14 protein-coding genes are annotated in these 20,145 nt (G+C 58.1%); 2 read left to right on the plus strand and 12 right to left on the minus strand.

The window, feature by feature from the left end:
- The first annotated feature begins 270 nt into the window (after window positions 1-270).
- The gene (locus VZP09_RS15690; RefSeq protein ID WP_004210593.1) at window positions 271-1,380 is read left to right on the plus strand and encodes an SDR family oxidoreductase; all 1,110 of its coding nucleotides are present in this window, start codon (window positions 271-273) and stop codon (window positions 1,378-1,380) included.
- 63 nt (window positions 1,381-1,443) lie between these two features.
- On the opposite strand, the gene eno is transcribed toward VZP09_RS15690, so the two are convergent.
- From eno to rlmD, 5 genes are all read right to left on the minus strand, one after another.
- The gene (gene eno, locus VZP09_RS15695) at window positions 1,444-2,742 is read right to left on the minus strand and encodes a phosphopyruvate hydratase (protein WP_002915213.1); all 1,299 of its coding nucleotides are present in this window, start codon (window positions 2,740-2,742) and stop codon (window positions 1,444-1,446) included.
- An 81-nt stretch (window positions 2,743-2,823) separates the two neighbouring features.
- Entirely contained in the window at window positions 2,824-4,461 is a 1,638-nt protein-coding gene (pyrG, locus tag VZP09_RS15700; protein ID WP_004142808.1) for a glutamine hydrolyzing CTP synthase, read from the minus strand.
- A gap of 280 nt (window positions 4,462-4,741) precedes the next feature.
- Entirely contained in the window at window positions 4,742-5,533 is a 792-nt protein-coding gene (gene mazG / locus VZP09_RS15705) for a nucleoside triphosphate pyrophosphohydrolase (protein ID WP_002915215.1), read from the minus strand.
- A 111-nt stretch (window positions 5,534-5,644) separates the two neighbouring features.
- Entirely contained in the window at window positions 5,645-7,882 is a 2,238-nt protein-coding gene (gene relA, locus VZP09_RS15710) for a GTP diphosphokinase (RefSeq protein ID WP_328795265.1), read from the minus strand.
- 121 nt (window positions 7,883-8,003) lie between these two features.
- The gene (rlmD, locus tag VZP09_RS15715; RefSeq protein ID WP_004174638.1) at window positions 8,004-9,308 is read right to left on the minus strand and encodes a 23S rRNA (uracil(1939)-C(5))-methyltransferase RlmD; all 1,305 of its coding nucleotides are present in this window, start codon (window positions 9,306-9,308) and stop codon (window positions 8,004-8,006) included.
- Window positions 9,309-9,421: 113 nt separating this feature from the next.
- Between rlmD and barA the strand changes: the two genes are divergently transcribed.
- Entirely contained in the window at window positions 9,422-12,172 is a 2,751-nt protein-coding gene (gene barA, locus VZP09_RS15720) for a two-component sensor histidine kinase BarA (RefSeq protein WP_004151066.1), read from the plus strand.
- Window positions 12,173-12,329: 157 nt separating this feature from the next.
- On the opposite strand, the gene VZP09_RS15725 is transcribed toward barA, so the two are convergent.
- The 7 genes from VZP09_RS15725 to VZP09_RS15755 form a co-directional block, all read right to left on the minus strand.
- Complete coding sequence (locus VZP09_RS15725) at window positions 12,330-13,469, minus strand: glycerate kinase (RefSeq protein WP_004210599.1); 1,140 nt, start codon at window positions 13,467-13,469, stop codon at window positions 12,330-12,332.
- A 72-nt stretch (window positions 13,470-13,541) separates the two neighbouring features.
- On the minus strand, window positions 13,542-14,882 hold the full coding sequence (gene gudD, locus VZP09_RS15730) for a glucarate dehydratase (RefSeq protein WP_002915223.1): 1,341 nt from the start codon (window positions 14,880-14,882) through the stop codon (window positions 13,542-13,544).
- Window positions 14,883-14,899: 17 nt separating this feature from the next.
- Window positions 14,900-16,240, minus strand: coding sequence for an enolase C-terminal domain-like protein (locus VZP09_RS15735; protein ID WP_004185436.1), 1,341 nt, complete (start codon window positions 16,238-16,240; stop codon window positions 14,900-14,902).
- 2 nt (window positions 16,241-16,242) lie between these two features.
- Window positions 16,243-17,595, minus strand: coding sequence for an MFS transporter (locus VZP09_RS15740; RefSeq protein ID WP_002915225.1), 1,353 nt, complete (start codon window positions 17,593-17,595; stop codon window positions 16,243-16,245).
- Between the two features lie 471 nt (window positions 17,596-18,066).
- Window positions 18,067-18,510 carry a flavodoxin gene (locus VZP09_RS15745; RefSeq protein WP_002915235.1) on the minus strand — a complete coding sequence of 148 codons (444 nt, stop codon included), beginning with the start codon at window positions 18,508-18,510 and terminating at the stop codon, window positions 18,067-18,069.
- Window positions 18,511-18,514: 4 nt separating this feature from the next.
- Window positions 18,515-19,309: a tRNA pseudouridine(65) synthase TruC gene (truC, locus tag VZP09_RS15750; protein ID WP_002915236.1), complete on the minus strand. Its 795-nt coding sequence runs from the start codon at window positions 19,307-19,309 to the stop codon at window positions 18,515-18,517.
- Window positions 19,309-19,638 carry a YqcC family protein gene (locus VZP09_RS15755; protein ID WP_002915249.1) on the minus strand — a complete coding sequence of 110 codons (330 nt, stop codon included), beginning with the start codon at window positions 19,636-19,638 and terminating at the stop codon, window positions 19,309-19,311. Before VZP09_RS15755 ends, truC begins: the two co-directional genes overlap by 1 nt.
- Between the last annotated feature and the right edge of the window lie 507 nt (window positions 19,639-20,145).

Genomic DNA, 20,145 nt, shown 5'->3' on the forward strand with positions numbered 1-20,145 from the left:
AAATATGTAACAGAAAATGTTATTCCTGTCANTCAGGATAAAATAAAAGGTCCAAGAACCAAAATAAAAAACCTTAAAATACAGTAATGTACAAACTGATACATGAAAGAGTGAATTATCTGGCCGATCTGCGAGTCCAATTCTATCCCCCGGTAATAATAACCTTAAACTGGTCTTAATAAAGCCCTGAACGGGCCCCTTTTTTATTTAATTGTCGTTTACTTTTGCCCGCCTAGAATCCCGCAGACCAACCATAATGAGATAGCGTTTATGACCACATTATTAATTACCGGCGTTACGGGGTTTCTGGGCGGTGCCGCGTTAGAGAAAATACTCCATCAGGAAACCCGGTTAGATCTGCTGCTGCTGGTACGTGCTGATAGCCCCGAGGCTGGCCTCGAACGGGTTAAAGAGAACATGCGTAAGTTCAACATCGCCGAGGAGAAGCTGGCGATGTTGCGCCAGCAGCATATCCTGCTGGGCGATCTCGCCTCTCCGGAGCATTTTCTTAACGATCCGCGCCTCGATCAGGTCACGCACATCCTCAACTGCGCCGCTGTCGCCTCATTTGGCAGCAACCCGCTTATCTGGAAGGTTAACGTTGAGGGCACGCTGCGCCTGGCGCAACGTATGGCGCAGGTGACGGGTCTGCAGCGCTTTCTGCACGTCGGTACGGCGATGTCATGTTCGCCTGAACCGGATTCACTGGTCGCCGAAAGCGCGGAGTTTCGGGAACGCGCTGAGCACCTGGTGGAATATACCCACTCGAAGTCGACCATCGAGCAGCTGATGCAGCAGCAGTGCCCTACGCTACCGCTGGTAATTGCCCGCCCCTCTATCGTGGTGGGTCATACCCATCACGGCTGCCGGCCTTCCAGCAGTATTTTCTGGGTGTTCAGCATGGGGCTGATGCTGCAGAAATTCATGTGCTCCATGGAGGACCGAATTGACGTTATCCCGGTGGACTACTGCGCCGACGCCCTGCTAATGCTGCTTAACCAGCCTCTGGCTCACGGCGAGGTGGTGCATATCTCTGCTGGCGAAGAGAACAGCGTGAAGTTTGCCGAAATCGACCGGGCGATGGCTCAGGCCCTGGAGCAGGCGCCGGTGGGGGATAAATACGCCCAGGTGAGCTATGAAACGCTGGTCAAAATGAGACGCGAACTGAAAGGGATATTTGGGCCATGCAATGAGCGGCTGATGCTGAAAGCCATGCGCTTATACGGCGCGTTCGCCACCCTGAACGTGCGCTTTAGTAACGACAAGCTGCTGAGCATGGGGATGCCAAAACCGCCGCGCTTTACCGATTACATCGACCGCTGCGTGGAAACCACCCGCGGGTTGTCGATCCCTCAGCAAATGGCCGTCGACTTTAAATAATGGCCGCAGGCGTAAAAAAAATGCCAGCCCGAAGGCTGGCATGATTATTTCACAAGGACAGGATTAAGCCTGACCTTTGATCTCTTTACGACCGTTGAACGGCGCTTGCTCACCCAGCGCTTCTTCGATACGAATCAGCTGGTTGTATTTAGCAACGCGGTCAGAACGGCTCATAGAACCGGTTTTGATCTGGCCTGCAGCGGTACCAACAGCCAGGTCGGCAATGGTAGCGTCTTCAGTTTCGCCAGAACGGTGAGAGATAACAGCGGTGTAGCCAGCGTCTTTCGCCATCTTGATAGCAGCCAGAGTTTCGGTCAGAGAACCGATCTGGTTGAACTTGATCAGGATGGAGTTAGCGATGCCTTTTTCGATGCCTTCTTTCAGGATCTTGGTGTTGGTTACGAACAGGTCGTCACCAACCAGCTGGATTTTGTCGCCCAGTACTTTGGTCTGGTAAGCGAAACCTTCCCAGTCAGATTCGTCCAGACCATCTTCGATGGAGACGATCGGGTACTGTTTGGTCAGCTCTTCCAGGAAGTGAGTGAACTCTTCAGAGGTGAACGCTTTGTTGCCTTCGCCAGCCAGAACGTATTTACCGTCTTTGTAGAATTCAGACGCCGCGCAGTCCATCGCCAGGGTGATGTCTTTGCCCAGCTCGTAGCCTGCAGCTTTAACCGCTTCAGCGATAACAGCCAGCGCTTCGGCGTTGGAACCCAGGTTCGGCGCGTAGCCCCCTTCGTCACCAACGGCAGTGTTCATGCCTTTGGACTTCAGCACTTTCGCCAGGTGATGGAACACTTCAGAACCCATGCGTACTGCTTCTTTCAGGGTCGGCGCGCCAACCGGCTGAATCATGAATTCCTGGATGTCGACGTTGTTGTCAGCGTGCTCACCGCCGTTGATGATGTTCATCATCGGAACCGGCATGGAGTATTTGCCCGGAGTGCCGTTCAGTTCAGCGATGTGCGCGTACAGCGGCAGGCCTTTGGACGCAGCAGCTGCTTTGGCGTTCGCCAGAGAAACGGCCAGGATAGCGTTCGCACCGAAGTTAGATTTGTTTTCAGTACCGTCCAGGTCGATCATGATCTTGTCGATGCCAGCCTGATCTTTAGCATCTTTGCCCAGGATTGCCTGAGCGATCGGGCCGTTTACCGCAGCAACAGCTTTGGTTACGCCTTTACCCAGGAAACGGGATTTGTCGCCATCGCGCAGTTCCAGCGCTTCGCGGGAACCAGTAGAAGCACCTGACGGAGCAGCTGCCATACCGACGAAACCACCTTCCAGGTGTACTTCGGCTTCAACAGTCGGGTTACCACGGGAGTCGATGATTTCACGACCGATGACTTTAACGATTTTGGACATTAGGTTTTCCTCAGTACAAGTTAAACTAAAACTCCAGACAAACAATGCACCCGGATGGGTGCATTGCCGTTCAAACTCTTTTTACTTCGCCTGGCGTTTCTGGTACTCGCTCGCGGCTTTCACAAAGCCGGCAAACAGCGGGTGTCCATCACGCGGCGTCGAAGTAAACTCCGGGTGGAACTGGCAGGCCACAAACCACGGATGGTTCGGCACTTCGATGATCTCGACCAACTGATCATCCCCGGAACGGCCCGCAACGCGCAGACCGGCAGCTTCAATCGGTTTCAACAACATGTTGTTGACTTCGTAGCGGTGACGATGACGCTCGGTGATGGTCGGCTCGCCGTAAAGCTGGCGTACCAGAGAATCATCACTCAGCTGGCACTGCTGCGCGCCCAGGCGCATGGTGCCGCCCAGATCGCTCTTCTCAGAGCGGACTTCAACGTTGCCATCTTCGTCACGCCATTCGGTAATCAGGGCCACGACCGGGTATTTACAGTCTGGCACAAATTCCGTCGAGTTGGCGTTTTCCATACCCGCTACGTTACGCGCGAACTCAATCAGCGCAACCTGCATACCCAGGCAGATGCCCAGATAAGGAATATTGTTTTCACGCGCATAGCGCGCGGTGGCGATCTTGCCTTCAACGCCGCGGTAGCCGAAGCCGCCCGGGATCAGGATAGCGTCTAAATCCTTGAGGATTTCGACGCCGCGCGTTTCCACATCCTGCGAATCGATCAGCTTGATGTTGACGGTAACACGATTTTTCAGACCGCCGTGTTTCAGCGCTTCAATCACCGACTTGTAGGCATCCGGCAGTTCAATGTACTTACCGACCATACCGATGGTGACTTCGCCTGCCGGATTAGCTTCTTCATAGATTACCTGTTCCCATTCGGCCAGGTTTGCTTCCGGACAAGTTAAGCTGAATCGTTTACAAATATAATCGTCCAGCCCCTGAGATTTCAACAGGCCCGGAATTTTATAAATGGAATCGACATCTTTCAGAGAAATCACAGCCTTTTCCGGAACGTTACAGAACAAAGCAATTTTGGCTCGTTCGTTGGCCGGAACCGCGCGATCGGAGCGGCAGATCAGAATATCAGGCTGAATACCGATGGAGAGCAGCTCTTTCACGGAGTGCTGGGTCGGCTTGGTTTTAACTTCGCCCGCGGCGGCCATGTACGGCACCAGAGTCAGGTGCATGAACAGGGTATGCTCGCGGCCGATCTCTACCGCCATCTGACGAATCGCTTCGAGGAACGGCAGGGATTCGATATCGCCTACGGTACCGCCGATTTCCACCAGCACGACGTCATGGCCTTCACCGCCCGCCAGTACGCGCTCTTTGATAGCGTTGGTGATGTGCGGGATAACCTGAACGGTCGCGCCCAGGTAGTCGCCACGGCGCTCTTTGCGCAGCACGTCGGAGTAGATACGGCCGGTGGTGAAGTTATTGCGGCGCGTCATCTTGGTGCGGATAAAACGCTCATAGTGGCCCAGGTCCAGATCGGTTTCTGCGCCGTCTTCAGTAACGAACACTTCCCCATGCTGGATTGGGCTCATGGTGCCCGGATCGACGTTGATATACGGATCCAGTTTCATGATGGTCACGTTGAGACCACGGGCTTCAAGAATGGCTGCCAGGGAGGCTGCGGCAATGCCTTTACCCAGAGAGGATACGACCCCGCCGGTCACAAAAATATAGTTCGTTGTCATGCTGAACCTGAGAAGTTAGGGTAAAACGATGGAATAACCAGGACGGGAAAGTAGTATACCCGAACATGCGTGACGCCACAAACTTTCATTCTTCCCCTCCCCTTCGTTCTTCAAGTTGCACCTGTGTTGCGACTCGAACAACTCGAAGAGGCAGGCTACATGGTGTTTCAACGACATAACGGAAAGAGAAAATAGACGCTTTTGGCGAAATGTTTTTGACGTAAATCAAGCGCTTGTTATTTATAAAATCACACAAATCGCGCTTGATCACGAAAATCCGTTAGAGATCAGTTTCCTGGCGTTTTACTTCCTGCCACACTTCTTCCATGGTATCGAGGTCGACGCCGGTCATTTCCAGGCCTCGGGCGGCGACAATACGCTCGACCTCGCGGAAACGACGCTCAAATTTGAGGTTTGCTTTCTGCAGCGCCACCTCGGCTTTGACGCCCAAATGACGGGATAAATTCACCGTGGCAAACAGCAGATCGCCCACTTCCTCTTCCAGTTTTGCTTCATCCACCACCGCCTGCTGCGCTTCATGCATCACTTCATCAATTTCTTCATGCACTTTGTCGAGCACCGGGCCCAGCGAGGTCCAGTCGAAACCCACTGCCGAGCAGCGGCGCTGGATTTTATGCGCGCGCATCAGCGCCGGCAGGCTATGGGGAATATCGTCCAGTGCCGAATGCTGGGCTTTTTCCGCTCGCTCCGCGCTTTTGATTTGCTCCCAGCGGGCCAGGACTTCCGTGCTATTGCCCGCCGATGCCTCGCCGAAGATATGCGGGTGGCGACGCTCCAGCTTGTCGCTGATGGCGGCGCAGATATCGTCAAAGTTAAAGCGTCCCTCTTCCTGCGCCATTTGCGCATAGAACACCACCTGGAACAGCAGATCGCCCAGCTCACCGCGCAGATCGTCAAAATCTTCCCGCTGGATAGCATCGAGGACCTCGTAGGTCTCCTCAAGGGTGTAAGGGGCGATGGTGGCAAAGGTCTGCTCTTTATCCCATGGGCAGCCGTTTTCCGGGTCGCGCAGGCGGCGCATGATGCCGAGCAAGCGGTCAATTTGAGTCATGTGACAATCCTGGAAATTTTAAAAATAGTCGGCCGGATAAGGCGTTTAGACCTTATCCGACGTTGCGAAATTGCCGGATGGCGGCTTCGCCTTATCCGGCCTACAGACGAATTAACCGCCGTGCAGACGGCGCGCGTCGATCACATCCGGCACTTGGTTGAGCTTACCGAGCACCCGGCCCAGCACCTGCAGGTTGTAAATCTCGATGGTCATATCGATGGTTGCCAGCTGCTGACGGGTATCGCTGCGGCTGGCGACGCCCAGCACGTTCACCTTCTCATTGGCGAGGATGGTAGTGATATCGCGCAGTAAACCGCTGCGATCGTTCGCCTCCACCCTGACCACCAGCGAGTAGCCCGCCGAGTAGCTTTCGCCCCATACCGCATCGACGATGCGCTCCGGGGCATGCGACTGCAGTTCTGCCAGCTGATCGCAGTCCGNGCGATGCACGGAGATCCCGCGCCCCTGGGTGATAAAGCCGACGATCTCGTCGCCCGGGATTGGCTGGCAGCAGCGGGCAATATGGTGCATCAGGTTGCCTACCCCTTCCACCACTACCCGGCCATTGTCCTTGGTGCGATTTTGCGGCGTGTAGGTTTTCTGCTGCAGTTGCTTCAGCGCGGCCGCATCCTGCTCGGCGGCGCTAGGTTTATTGAACTGCGCCTGCAGGAAGTTGACCATCTGGTTGAGACGGATATCGCCACCGCCGATGGCGGCCAGCAGTTCATCGAGCTCGTTGAAGTTATAGCGCGGCAGCAGGTGCTTTTCCGCATCCTTCAGGCTGATGCCCAAATGCTCCAGCTCGTCGTCGAGGATCTGCCGACCGGCGAGAATGTTCTTGTCGCGATCCTGCTTACGGAACCAGGCGTGGATCTTCGAACGTCCGCGGCTGGTGGTCACATAGCCGAGGTTAGGGTTCAGCCAGTCACGGCTCGGGTTCGGCTGCTTCTGGGTAATAATTTCGATCTGATCGCCCATCTGCAGCTGGTAGGTGAACGGCACGATGCGGCCGCCAATTTTGGCGCCGATGCAGCGATGGCCGACATCGCTGTGAATATGATAGGCAAAGTCCAGCGGCGTCGACCCCGCAGGCAGGTCCACCACGTCGCCTTTCGGCGTAAAGACATACACCCGGTCGTCGAAGACCTGGCTGCGCACTTCGTCGAGCATCTCGCCGGAGTCGGCCATCTCTTCCTGCCAGGCAATCAGCTTACGCAGCCAGGCGATACGGTCTTCATAGCCGCGGCCGCCGCTGGTGCCGGCTCCCGCGCCCTCTTTGTACTTCCAGTGTGCGGCCACGCCCAGCTCGGCATCTTCATGCATCTGCCGGGTGCGGATCTGAATCTCCACCGTCTTGCCGCTCGGCCCCAGCACCACGGTATGGATAGACTGGTAACCGTTGGGTTTCGGGTTGGCCACGTAGTCGTCGAATTCATCCGGCAGATGGCGGTAGTGAGTATGGACGATCCCCAGCGCGGCATAGCAATCCTGCAAACGCTCAGCCACAATACGCACCGCGCGAACGTCAAACAGCTCGTCGAAAGCGAGGTGTTTTTTCTGCATTTTGCGCCAGATACTGTAGATATGCTTCGGCCGGCCATAGACTTCCGCCTTGACGCCTTCGGCTTTCATCTCTGAGCGCAGGTGGCCGACAAACTCTTCGATGTAATGCTCGCGGTCGATACGGCGCTCGTGGAGCAGTTTGGCAATGCGCTTGTATTCCGCCGGGTGCAGATAGCGGAAGCAGTAATCTTCCAGCTCCCACTTCAGCTGGCCGATACCTAAGCGGTTCGCCAGGGGAGCATAGATATTGGTGCACTCTTTCGCCGCAAGAACGCGCTCATCTTCCGGCGCGTCTTTGACCTCGCGCAGATGCGCGATACGCTCAGCAAGTTTGATGACCACGCAGCGGAAATCGTCAACCATCGCCAGCAGCATACGGCGAATGTTATCCACCTGCTCGGAAGAGACCGAGTCGGTATGGGTAGCTTTCAGCTGGCGGATAGCGGCCATGTCCCGCACCCCGTGAATCAGGGTCACGACCGATTTACCTACGCTCTCCTGCATCACCTCTTCGCTGACAACTTCGCCGTCGGCCAGCGGGAACAGCAGCGCCGCGCGCAGCGTATCGATGTCCATACTTAGGGTGGAGAGAATCTCCACCATTTCGACGCCCCGCCACAGCAGCAGGTCCGCCTGCGGGTGTCCTTGCGTTTTTTCGCGACAATAATCCCAGGTTTCGGCTAAGCGCTCACACGACTGCTGGCTGGAAATTCCCAGACTCGCGATCCATTTCTTCGGGTCAAATTCACCAGCTTTATTAAGATGTGCACTTCTTACCGCAACCATTGTCCTCTCCTTAAGGGACCGGCCTGCCGAAGTCGGCAAGCCTCAACTTTCTACATGTCATCCTGCAGGTCGCGTCAGCATTCATGGCCAGGGTGGCTCTTCTGCGACGTTGTGAATGACCTTATGTAAGCCTGCGCTCAAACAACACCATTGATTCCAGATGGCCGGTATGCGGGAACATATCCAGCATCGCCAGGCGTTGAATCTGATATCCAGCCTGCAACAGGGTTTCGCTGTCTCGCGCCAGCGTCGCCGGGTTGCAGGAAACATACACCACCCGCCGCGGTGCCAGTTTTATTATATGCGGCATCACGCCCGGCGCGCCGGCGCGGGCCGGGTCCAGCAGCACTTTATCAAAGCCGTGCTTCGCCCAGGCCTGACGGGTGACGTCTTCTTCCAGATTTTCATGGAAGAAAGTGACATTTGATAAACCATTGCGGGCGGCGTTTTCCCGCCCCTTCTCCACCAGCGCCGGCACCCCTTCCACGCCCACCACATGGGCGGCGCGTGTCGCCAGCGGCAGGGTAAAGTTGCCCATCCCGCAGAACAGATCCAGCACCCGGTCCTCTGGCCGCAGATCCAGCCACTCCAGTGCGGTACGCACCATCTGCTGATTTACGCCGTCGTTGACCTGGATAAAATCCCGCGGGCTGAACACTAAGCGTAGTCCGTCTGAGGTATACCATGGCGCTTCGCCATGAATATGCTCCAGTATCTCGCTTTGTGGCGCGAGGTACAGGGAAAGACCGTGAGTTTGCGAAAAGCGTTCCAGTTTTTCCCTGTCTGTCGCCGGCAGGGCTGCGGTATGGCGCAGCACCATCAGCGGACCGTTGTCCGCCTGCACCAGCTCGACGTGGCCGAGATGGCGTAATGCGCTCAGCGCGCTTAAGCACTCGCGCACGGCGGGCAGCAATGCTTCAAGTTGGGGCACTAAAACAGGGCACTGCACCACATCGACGATCGCTTTGGCGTTGGCCTGGCGAAAACCCATCTGCAATTGTTGGGTCTTCGGCTGATAATTCAAGCTCAAGCGTGCGCGACGGCGGTAGCCCCACGGCGCGCCGGCGATGACGTCATCTACCTCGCGCTTCATCAGTCGCCCCAGCGCGGCGCGTTTACTTTGCTGCTGAAGCGGAACGCTGGCATGTTGTTGTTGGCATCCGCCGCAGACGCCAAAATGGGGGCAGCGCGGCGCCTGGCGCTGCGGGCTGTCGGTCAGTCGGCGTTTCACCTCGGCGCGGGCGTACTGTTTTTTATCTTCCACCAGCACCACCTCGGCCTGCTCGTGGGGCAGCACTCCGCTCACGAACAGCGCCTTCCCCTGGTGGCGGGCAACACCCTGACCAAAGGGATCGAGGTCGTTGACTGTAACGGTTATGATCTGGCGCGTCGTCACACGCCGTTTTGCAGAGTAGAATTGCGCCATCGTAGAGAGTTGTCTCAATCAAATAAAACGAGCTCGTTCAGAGCGGCAGCGCCGCGAGGCGCAGCGACGCTGCACAGAACGATGATGTCTATATTCTCCCATAATGGAACCGCATGACCAACTACAGCCTGCGTGCTCGCATGATGATTCTGATTCTGGCGCCAACCGTCCTGATAGGACTGTTGCTCAGTATTTTCTTTGTCGCTCATCGTTATAACGACCTGCAACGCCAGCTGGAGGACGCTGGCGCCAGTATTATCGAACCGCTGGCGGTCTCCAGCGAATATGGCATGAACTTGCAAAACCGCGAATCCATCGGCCAGCTGATCAGCGTTCTGCATCGTCGCCACTCGGAGATCGTGCGGGCCATCTCGGTGTACGATTCGCATAACCGCTTATTTGTCACCTCCAATTACCAGCTCAATCCCAGCGAACTGCAGATCCCGAAAGGCGAGGCATTCCCCCGTCACCTCAGCGTCATCCGCGATGGCGACATGATGATCCTGCGCACGCCTATTGTCTCGGAAAGCTATTCTCCGGATGAATCACCCGAATCTGACGCTAAAATGCCGGGCAATATGCTGGGCTACGTCGCCCTGGAGCTGGATCTAAAATCGGTTCGCCTCCAGCAGTACAAAGAGATTTTTATCTCCAGCGTAATGATGCTGTTCTGTATCGGCATCGCGTTAATCTTCGGCTGGAGGCTGATGCGCGACGTCACCGGGCCAATCCGCAATATGGTTAACACTGTCGACCGCATCCGCCGCGGACAGCTGGACAGCCGGGTCGAAGGCTTTATGCTCGGCGAACTGGATATGCTGAAAAACGGCATTAACTCGATGGCCATGTCGCTGGCGGCATACCACGAAGAGATGCAACACAACGTCGACCAGGCGACCTCCGATCTACGGGAAACGCTTGAGCAGATGGAGATCCAGAACGTCGAGCTGGACCTGGCGAAAAAGCGCGCCCAGGAGGCGGCGCGCATTAAGTCTGAGTTCCTGGCCAATATGTCTCACGAGCTGCGCACCCCGCTCAATGGGGTGATCGGCTTTACCCGCCTGACGCTGAAAACCGATCTCAACGCTACGCAGCGCGACCACCTGACCACCATCGAACGTTCGGCCAACAATCTGCTGGCGATCATCAATGACGTGCTCGACTTTTCCAAGCTGGAAGCCGGGAAGCTGATCCTGGAGAGTATTCCGTTCCTGCTGCGCACTTCGCTTGATGAAGTGGTCACCCTGCTGGCGCATTCCGCGCACGATAAAGGGCTGGAGCTGACGCTGAATATTAAGAACAATGTACCGGACAACGTTATCGGCGACCCGCTGCGTCTGCAGCAGATTGTGACCAACCTCGTGGGCAACGCCATCAAATTTACCGAGCACGGCAATATCGACGTACTGGTGGAGCAGCGGGCCATCAGTAATTCCCGGGTACAGATCGAAATTCAGATCCACGATACCGGCATCGGCATCCCCGAGCGCGACCAGTCCCGGCTATTCCAGGCCTTCCGTCAGGCCGATGCCAGTATTTCACGCCGCCACGGCGGCACCGGGCTCGGGCTGGTGATCACTCAGCGTCTGGTCAAAGAGATGGGCGGGGATATTTCGTTCCACAGCCAGCCGAACCGCGGCTCCACCTTCTGGTTCCATATCAGCCTCGATCTCAACCCGAACGCCATTCCGGATACGCTGAACACCGACGGGCTTGTCGGCAAACGTCTGGCCTATGTGGAAGCCAACGCGACGGCGGCGCAGTGTACCCTGGAGATGCTGGCCGCTACGCCGCTGGAGGTTATCTACAGCCCTACCTTCTCCTCGCTGGCGGAAGCGCAGTATGACATTCTGCTGGTCGGTATCCCGGTTTCAATGCGCGATTTGTCGCCGCATCGGGAAAAATTAGCCAAAGCCTGCGCGATGTCCGATAACGTACTGCTGGCCCTGCCGTGCCATGCCCAGGTCAGCGCCGAAGCCCTGAAGCGCGACGGCGTTGCCGCCTGCCTGTTAAAGCCGCTCACCACCACCCGTCTGCTACCGGCGCTGGTGGCTACCAGCCACGCGCTTGCCTCCGCGCCGCTGATGCAGATCGACAGTCATAAGTTGCCAATGACGGTAATGGCCGTCGACGACAACCCGGCTAACCTGAAGCTGATTGGCGCCCTGCTGGATGATCTTGTGCAGCAGGTGATCCTCTGCGACAGCGGCCAGCAGGCGGTGGACAAGGCCAAGCAGCTGCAGATGGATCTGATCCTGATGGATATTCAGATGCCGGATATGGACGGCATCCGCGCCTGTGAGCTTATCCATCACCTGTCCCATCATCAGCAAACCCCGGTTATTGCGGTCACCGCGCACGCCCTGGAGGGCCAGCGTGAGAAATTACTAAGCGCCGGCATGAACGACTATCTGGCGAAGCCAATCGAAGAAGAGAAACTGCACGCACTGCTGCTGCGCTATCAGCCCGGCCTGCACAGCGTCGTTCCGGCGTCGCTACCGCCCGCAGAGCCGATCGTCGATCATAATCAAACGCTCGACTGGCAGCTGGCGCTGCGCCAGGCGGCCATGAAGCCGGACCTGGCGCGGGAGATGCTGCAAATGCTGATCGCCTTTATGCCGGAGGTGCGTAACAAAGTTGAGGAGCAGCTGGTGGGCGAGCAGCCGGAAGGGCTGGTGGATCTGATCCATAAACTGCACGGCAGCTGCAGCTATAGCGGCGTGCCGCGGCTGAAAAAGCTGTGCCATACCCTGGAAAGTCAGCTGCGGGCAGGCACCGCCGCCGAGGATCTGGAGCCGGAGCTGCTTGAGCTGTTAGATGAGATGGATAATGTGGCCCGCGAAGCGTGCCGGATGGGGGTGTAAACCCCGGATAGCGGCGCTACGCGCCTCATCCGGCCTACGCCCTACAGTCCGGTATTCGGTTGGTAGCCCCGGTAAGCGTAAGCGCCACCGGGGATGGTTCCCGGATCGCGGTGCTACGCACCTTATCCGGACTACAAATACCACTGCGCCAGCCGGGTTACCGCCTGTCGCCCATCTGCAAAACCGCGGCTACGTTACGCGCCGTCATTCGCAGGTTGGCGGCGGCATTGGCCAACGCTTCATCAAGGGTACAGATGGTATACAACACGCTGAATACCGCATCCAGCCCGTGCTGATGCACGACGCCAACATCGGCGGTAAGACTGCCGGCAATCCCGATCACCGGGACGTTAAAACGCTTCGCCACTCTCGCCACCCCCACCGGCACTTTGCCGTGGATCGTCTGGCTATCGATACGCCCTTCGCCGGTGATCACTAAATCGGCATCCGCCACCCGCTCAGCCAGCTGTAGCGCATCGGTGACAATCTCAATGCCCGGACGCAACTGAGCACCACAGAACGCATACAGCGCCGCACCCATGCCGCCCGCCGCGCCGCCGCCCTCAAGGCTCAGCACGTCGATATCTAAATCGCGGGCGATAATCCGGGCATAGTGCCGCAGGCCGCTGTCGAGCCGGTCGATCATCTGCGCTGTCGCCCCTTTTTGCGGGCCGAACACCGCGCTGGCGCCCTGCGGGCCGGTCAACGGGTTGGTGACGTCGCAGGCAACGTCAATCCGGCAATCTGCCAGCCGCGAATCGAGTTCGCTGAGATCGATGAGCGCCAGCGTCTCCAGCGCGCCGCCCCCGGAGGCGATTTGCTGGCCCTCGGCGGTCAGCAGTTTCGCCCCCAGCGCCTGCGCCATCCCGGCGCCGCCGTCATTGGTCGCACTGCCGCCAATACCAATAATGATCTGTCTTACCCCGGCGTCCAGCGCATGGCGGATAAGCTCCCCGGTACCCCAGGAAGTGGTCAGCAGCGGGTTACGCTGCGCCGGCGGGACGCTCTCCAGGCCGCTGGCCGCCGCCATTTCGATAAAGGCGCACTGGCGATCGCCGGACAGCCCGTAAAATGCCTCAACCGGCTCGCCCAGCGGCCCGGTGACCGTCAGCGGAACCAGAAGCCCGCCGGTCGCCGCCACCATGGCTTCCACCGTCCCTTCCCCACCATCGGCAACCGGCAGCTTGACGTACTCGGCGTCAGGATAAATCTCGCGAAAGCCTTGCTCTATCGCACTGGCCACTTCCAGCGCGCTCAGGCTCTCCTTCCAGGAATCCGGTGCGATCACTATTTTCATCTGCTGTCCTTACTCTGAGCCAACCCCTGGCGCTGTCGCGCAATGCCGGCCCCCGCAGAGGCCGGCGGACTTTTAGCGCACCATGCATGGACGCTTGTTGTCAAAGGTCCAGCCCGGGATCAGATACTGCATCGCCATCGCATCGTCGCGGGCGCCAAGACCATGTTTCTTATATAGCTCATTTGCCTGCATCACGCGGTCCATATCCAGCTCAACCCCCAGGCCCGGGGTACTCGGTACCTGCACCATGCCGCCTTTGATTTCAAAAGGTTGTTTGGTCAGACGCTGGTTGCCCTCCTGCCAGATCCAGTGGGTATCGATAGCGGTGATCTTGCCCGGCGCCGCTGCCGCGACGTGGGTGAACATCGCCAGCGACACGTCGAAGTGATTATTAGAGTGCGAACCCCAGGTCAGACCGAACTCATGGCACATCTGCGCTACGCGCACCGACCCCTGCATGGTCCAGAAGTGCGGGTCCGCCAGCGGGATATCCACCGATTGTAGCGACAGCGTATGGCCCATCTGCCGCCAGTCGGTGGCGATCATATTGGTGGCGGTCGGCAGGCCCGTCGCGCGGCGGAACTCGGCCATCACTTCGCGGCCGGAGAAGCCCTGTTCGGCGCCGCACGGATCTTCCGCATAGGCCAGCACGCCCTTCAGCTGTTTACCAATCTGAATGGCCTCCTCAAGCAGCCAGGCGCCATTCGGGTCGAGAGTGACGCGAGCATTCGGGAAGCGCTTCGCCAGGGCGCTGATCGCTTCGGCTTCTTCAAAACCGGCCAGCACGCCGCCCTTCAGCTTAAAGTCGTTGAAACCATATTTTTCATACGCCGCTTCCGCCAGGCGGACCACCGCATCCGGCGTCATCGCCTCTTCATGGCGCAGGCGATACCACTCGCACTGCTCATCCGGCTGGCTCTGATAGGCCAGCGGCGTCGCATGGCGATTACCGACAAAGAACAGATAGCCCAGCATTTCGACTTCGCTACGCTGCTGGCCATCGCCTAGCAGCGAGGCGACGTTGACCCCAAGGTGCTGGCCCAGCAGATCCAGCAGTGCCGCTTCGATGCCGGTCACCACGTGAATGGTGGTGCGCAGGTCAAAGGTCTGCAGGCCGCGGCCCCCGGCGTCGCGGTCGGCAAACTGATTGCGCACCGCGCCCAGCACGTTTTTATACTCGCCCAGCGTTTTGCCCACCACCAGCGGAATGGCATCCTCCAGGGTCTGGCGAATTTTTTCACCGCCCGGGATTTCACCGACGCCGGTATGGCCGGCGTTATCTTTGATAATTACGATATTGCGGGTGAAGTACGGGGCGTGGGCGCCGCTCAGGTTCATCAGCATGCTGTCATGGCCGGCAACCGGGATCACCTGCATGGTGGTGACAACAGGCGTTGAAGAGAAAGTCGTCATAGCATCATCCTTTTTAATTAGTGGCGGCCGAAAACGGGACGTTTGCGGTCGAATGTCCAGCCGGGGATCAGGTACTGCATCGGGCCCGCGTCGTTGCGCGCGCCGCCCGGCAGCGCTTTATAGGCCTCATGGGCTCTGCGCACCTGCTCCCAGTCAAGTTCCACGCCGAGTCCCGGCGCGTCTGGCACGGCAATGCTGCCGTTAATAATCTGCAGCGGATTTTTGGTCAGGCGCGCGTCGCCCTCCTGCCAGATCCAGTGGGTATCGATGGCGGTGGGGTTGCCCGGCGCGGCGGCGCCGACGTGGGTAAACATCGCCAGGGAAATATCAAAGTGGTTGTTGGAATGGCAGCCCCAGGTGAGCCCCCAGTCGTCGCACAGCTGCGCCACCCGCACCGCGCCGGAGAGCGTCCAGAAGTGCGGGTCCGCCAGCGGGATATCGACGGCGTTGAGCATCACCGCATGGCCCATTTCGCGCCAGTTAGTGGCTATCATATTGGTGGCGACCGGCAGCCCGGTGGCGCGGCGGAACTCGGCCATCACCTCCCGGCCGGAGAAACCCTGCTCGGCGCCGCACGGATCTTCGGCGTAGGTCAGAACATCCTGCAGCCCTTTACACAGCGCGATGGCCTCATCCAGCAGCCAGGCGCCGTTAGGGTCGACGGTGATGCGCGCATCCGGGAAACGCTTTTTCAGCGCCCGCGCGGTGTCAATCTCCTGCTCGCCGGGCAGCACGCCGCCTTTGAGCTTAAAGTCTTTGAAACCGTAGCGATCCTGGGCGGCTTCCGCCAGACGCACTACCGCCTCGCTGCTCAAAGCCTGCTGGTGGCGCAGGCGGTACCATTCGTGATCGCCCGGCGTATGGTCCAGATAGCCAAGGTCGGTTTTCTGCCGATCGCCGATATAGAACAGGTAGCCCAGCACGGTGACGGCATCACGCTGCTTACCCGGGCCCAGCAGCTCGCAGACCGGCACATTAAGCACCTGGCCGAGCAGGTCCAGCAGCGCCGCTTCCAGCGCCGCCACCGCGTTAACCTTCAGTTCGAAGGTCCACGCCCCTTTGCCGAAGGTGTCGAAATCCGCCGCCTGATTGCCTTTGTGCACCTGCTGCACCACGCGATTGAGTCGGGCGACCTCCTGGCCCACCACCTGCGGGATCGCCGCCAGCAGCGTCTGGTAGATGACCTCTCCGCCGGGCGCTTCGCCGACGCCGGTATGGCCGGCGTTATCGGTTAACACCACGATATTGCGGGTAAACCATGCGTTATGCGCTCCGCCGATGTTCAGCAGCATGCTGTCGTGCCCGGCCACCGGAATGACCTTCATCTCTGTGATAATCGGGCTGGATTGAGTAGTCATGATTAACGTCCCGCTACAGGTTTCAGTTCGATACGTTTGATATCGCCCACCAGCACCAGATAGCTCAGCACCGCCACCAGGGCATGGATACCGACGTAGATCAGCGCGCCGTTGAACGAGCCGGTGGTGCCGACGATATAGCCGATGGCGATTGGGGTGACGATGCCGGAGATATTGCCGAACATATTGAACAGACCGCCGGAGAGACCGCTAATCTCTTTCGGCGCGGTATCCGCCATCACCGCCCAGCCGAGGGCGCCGATCCCTTTGCCGAAGAAGGCCATTGCCATAAAGCCGATCACCATCCACTCCACGTTGACATAGTTACACATCAGCATGGTCATGGAGAGCAGCATCCCCAGCACAATCGGCGTTTTGCGCGCAATGTTCAGCGAGCCGGTGCGGCGCATTAACCAGTCGGAGATCACCCCGCCCAGCACCCCGCCGACAAAGCCGCACACCGCCGGAATGGAGGCGACAAAGCCGGCTTTGAGGATCGACATGCCGCGCGCCTGCACCAGATAAACCGGGAACCAGGTGATAAAGAAGTAGGTTAAGGCGTTGATGCAGTACTGACCGATATAGATGCCGATCATCATCCGCGAGCCGATCAGTTGCTTGATCTGCCCCATTTTGACGCTAAACGGCACTTTCTGCGCGCTGCTCTTCTGATCCATGTTGATCAGCGCCCCGCCTTCGGCGATATAGTCCAGCTCTTTCTGGTTCACGCCCGGGTGGTTGTTCGGATCGTGGATCACTTTCAGCCACACAAAGCTGATCACAATCCCCAGCCCGCCCATAAAGAAGAACACATGCGACCAACCCACCTCATGCGTCAGCCAGCCCATGATCGGCGCGAAAATAACGGTGGCAAAGTACTGGGCGGAGTTAAAAATCGATACCGCTGTCCCCCTCTCCTGCGCCGGGAACCAGGCGGCGACGATCCGGCTGTTGCCGGGGAATGACGGCGACTCGGCAAGGCCGACGAGGAAGCGCAGGGTAAACAGCGCAACGATAATGCCAAAGCCGCTGAAGATATCGACGAAGCCCTGCAGCAGGGTAAACATCGACCAGATGAAGATCGACCAGAAATAGACGCGCTTCGAGCCGAAGCGGTCGAGCAGCCAGCCGCCCGGGATCTGGCCGATGACATAAGCCCATGAGAAGGCGGAGAACACATACCCCATCCCCACCGGATCAAGGCCGATATCCCTGGCCATTTCCGAACCGGCGATCGACAGCGTCGCCCGGTCGCCATAGTTAAAAGAGGTGACGATAAACAGCATCACCACTATCCAGTAGCGGGCGTTGGTGCGCTTTTCAGCCGCCGTCGCCGCCTGACTTAATGAACTCATTGTTGTACTCCTGAATCATAGCGTTTAGCTACGTTCATTCTGAACAGCACAACCTGTAGGGTAATCAGAATGACGTGGTCGTGTTTTGATAGTTGTCGTTATATCTGGCACTGCATTTATCACTGGCTGGAGCAGTATATGAAGAGGCACACCGCGGCTCACCGTGCATCCACACAGCTTTTACGCCGCTATTGCAGGTGGTTTGTGGCGAATGCCTGAAAGAATGGGGGGAAGTTCACGGAAATGAAAAGCCAGCGCCGCTGGCGCCGCATAGCGCAGCAAAAAGGGCCGGAGTGTGAAATACCTCACTTGACCCGGTGAAACTGGCTGGCTTAAGCCATGATATTGTTAAGGATATTGTGGCGTTTGCCTAAAGGCGCGGCGCCTGGAAAGCGCTACTATTTTGACGTCCGCGTATCTGGCCGCGACGTATTGAAAGAGCGCCCTCTGCGTAGGGAGAGGGCAGCGCTTTTATGCGAGCAGGGTGGCCCACTGCTCAACCCACGGATTGGAGACGCTCTCCGGCTCCGGGTCTTCGCTGGCGTCAATCTTCAGCATCTCGCCGATGCGCTTCGCGCCCTGCTCCTGCAGCAGCTGATCGAACTTCAGGCCGCCGCCGCAAAAGTTGGCATAGGTGCTGTCGCCGAGCGCGATAATGCCGTACCGCAGGTGAGGCTGATACATATCTTTGATGCCCTCATACAGCGGGACGATGCTGTCCGGCAGATCGCCCTGCCCGGTGGTGGAGGTGACCACCAGCACATACTTACCCGTGTAGGATTCCCAGTCGTTGACCTGCGGATCCTCATACACGGTAGCCTTGTGTCCCAGTCCGCTGAGGATCGCTTCCGCTTCTTCCGCGACCAGCAGCGAGTTGCCGTACATGGTGCCGACAAAAATTCCGACTTCCGCCATGCTATTATCTCCCTGGATTGACCTTATTCTCTTCATCCTGACCGCTGTCGTCGGCAAACTCAACCCTTTCATTTAGCGGGAGAAGCCCGCGCCAGCCAAACTGCGACAGCGCGCGCATCCAGACGTCGTCAAAACCGGCGCGCAGGGTCAGCGGCTCGCCGGTAAAAGGATGGGTTAACGACAGCTCGCTGGCGTGCAGCATCAAGCGGTGACAGCCGAAATGTTCCGCGGCGCTGCGGTTTTGCCGCAGATCGCCGTGCTTGCTGTCGCCGAGGATCGGATGACGGAGGTGGGCCAGATGACGGCGCAGCTGGTGCTTGCGGCCGGTTTTCGGCTCCAGTTCCACCAGCCCATAGCGCGAGGTGGGATAGCGCCCAGTCGCCACTGGCATCTCCACTGTCGCCAGACCGCGGTAGTGGGTTACCGCTGGCTGCGGCCCTTTATCTTCGCGGGCGAACTTATCGGCGATTCTATCCAGCTCCTCCACCAGCGGGTAATCCAGCAGCGCCTCTTCCATCAGCCAGCCGCGGACGATCGCATGGTAGCGCTTCCGGATCTGGTGCTGCTCGAACTGTTGCGCCAGCAGCCGGCCCGCCTCGCTCGACAATCCCATCAGCAGCACGCCGGAGGTGGGCCGGTCGAGACGATGAGCGGTAAAAACGTGCTGACCAATCTGGTCGCGCACGGTCTGCATCACCACCACTTTCTCGTCGCGATCGAGCCAGCTGCGATGCACCAGCCAGCCCGAGGGTTTGTTGACCGCCACCAGCCAGTCGTCCTGGTAGATAATCTCCAGCATCAGGCCTGCTCACCGGCAAACAGCGCGTCTAACAGCAGAAGTTCCGCCAGCATGGATTCGCGGACCGGGTGGGCCTGATCCAGAGCCATTTCGTAATAAGGCGCAACGGCAAAATTTTGCGGCAGCGGCTGGCCGCTCTCCAGCAGCTGGTGCATACGCGGGATCAGGACCCACTGCAGCCACTCCAGCGGCTCCAGGGTATCCAGGCAAAACGGCTTATCGCTGGCGAAGGCGCTGCTGTCCGGCGCCGTCTCCTGCCAGTGCTCCGTTTCGCGCAGCAGGGCTTCAATGGCGCGCAGGCGATCGCGCACGCTATCGTGAAGAGTCATGGGGAAACCTCGATGAGTAAAAAACCGGGCGCAGGATAGCAAATCCGCAGGAGAAATAAAAAAAGGGAGCACTGTATAAACAGTGCTCCCGGTTCGTTTTGCAGCAGTCCCGCTACATTGGTGCTCCCTGCTCGTCCTTGAAAACTTTTCCTGAGGTCTCCTGACCATGTTCATCCATAAACACGTGCATCCTGCTTTCACACCACCCCGATGCGAAATGACTTATCCATAAGTTTGTCCCGATCTTCCTGATCCACCGTTCATCCTGAGCGGCTCTCGTTCTCCATCCTGGAGGTGTCCATTACGCGATCCTGCGTTATCCTTGCTTCATCCTGAAGCCTGTCCCTGCAACGCCGTCCTGGCGGGTCCTGCAGAAGCGCCATCATCCTGATGTTCGCTTCATTTCGCGACGTCCTGTCGACAGACATAGGATCACTGATTCTGCCCCTTCTTACAACCCTTCTTGAGACAATCTCTTAAGATTAGTCCCCACTCAAAAGGACGAAA

This window comes from Klebsiella sp. EMBS2024, from assembly GCF_036233805.1.
In the GTDB taxonomy this organism is placed as follows: domain Bacteria; phylum Pseudomonadota; class Gammaproteobacteria; order Enterobacterales; family Enterobacteriaceae; genus Klebsiella; species Klebsiella pneumoniae.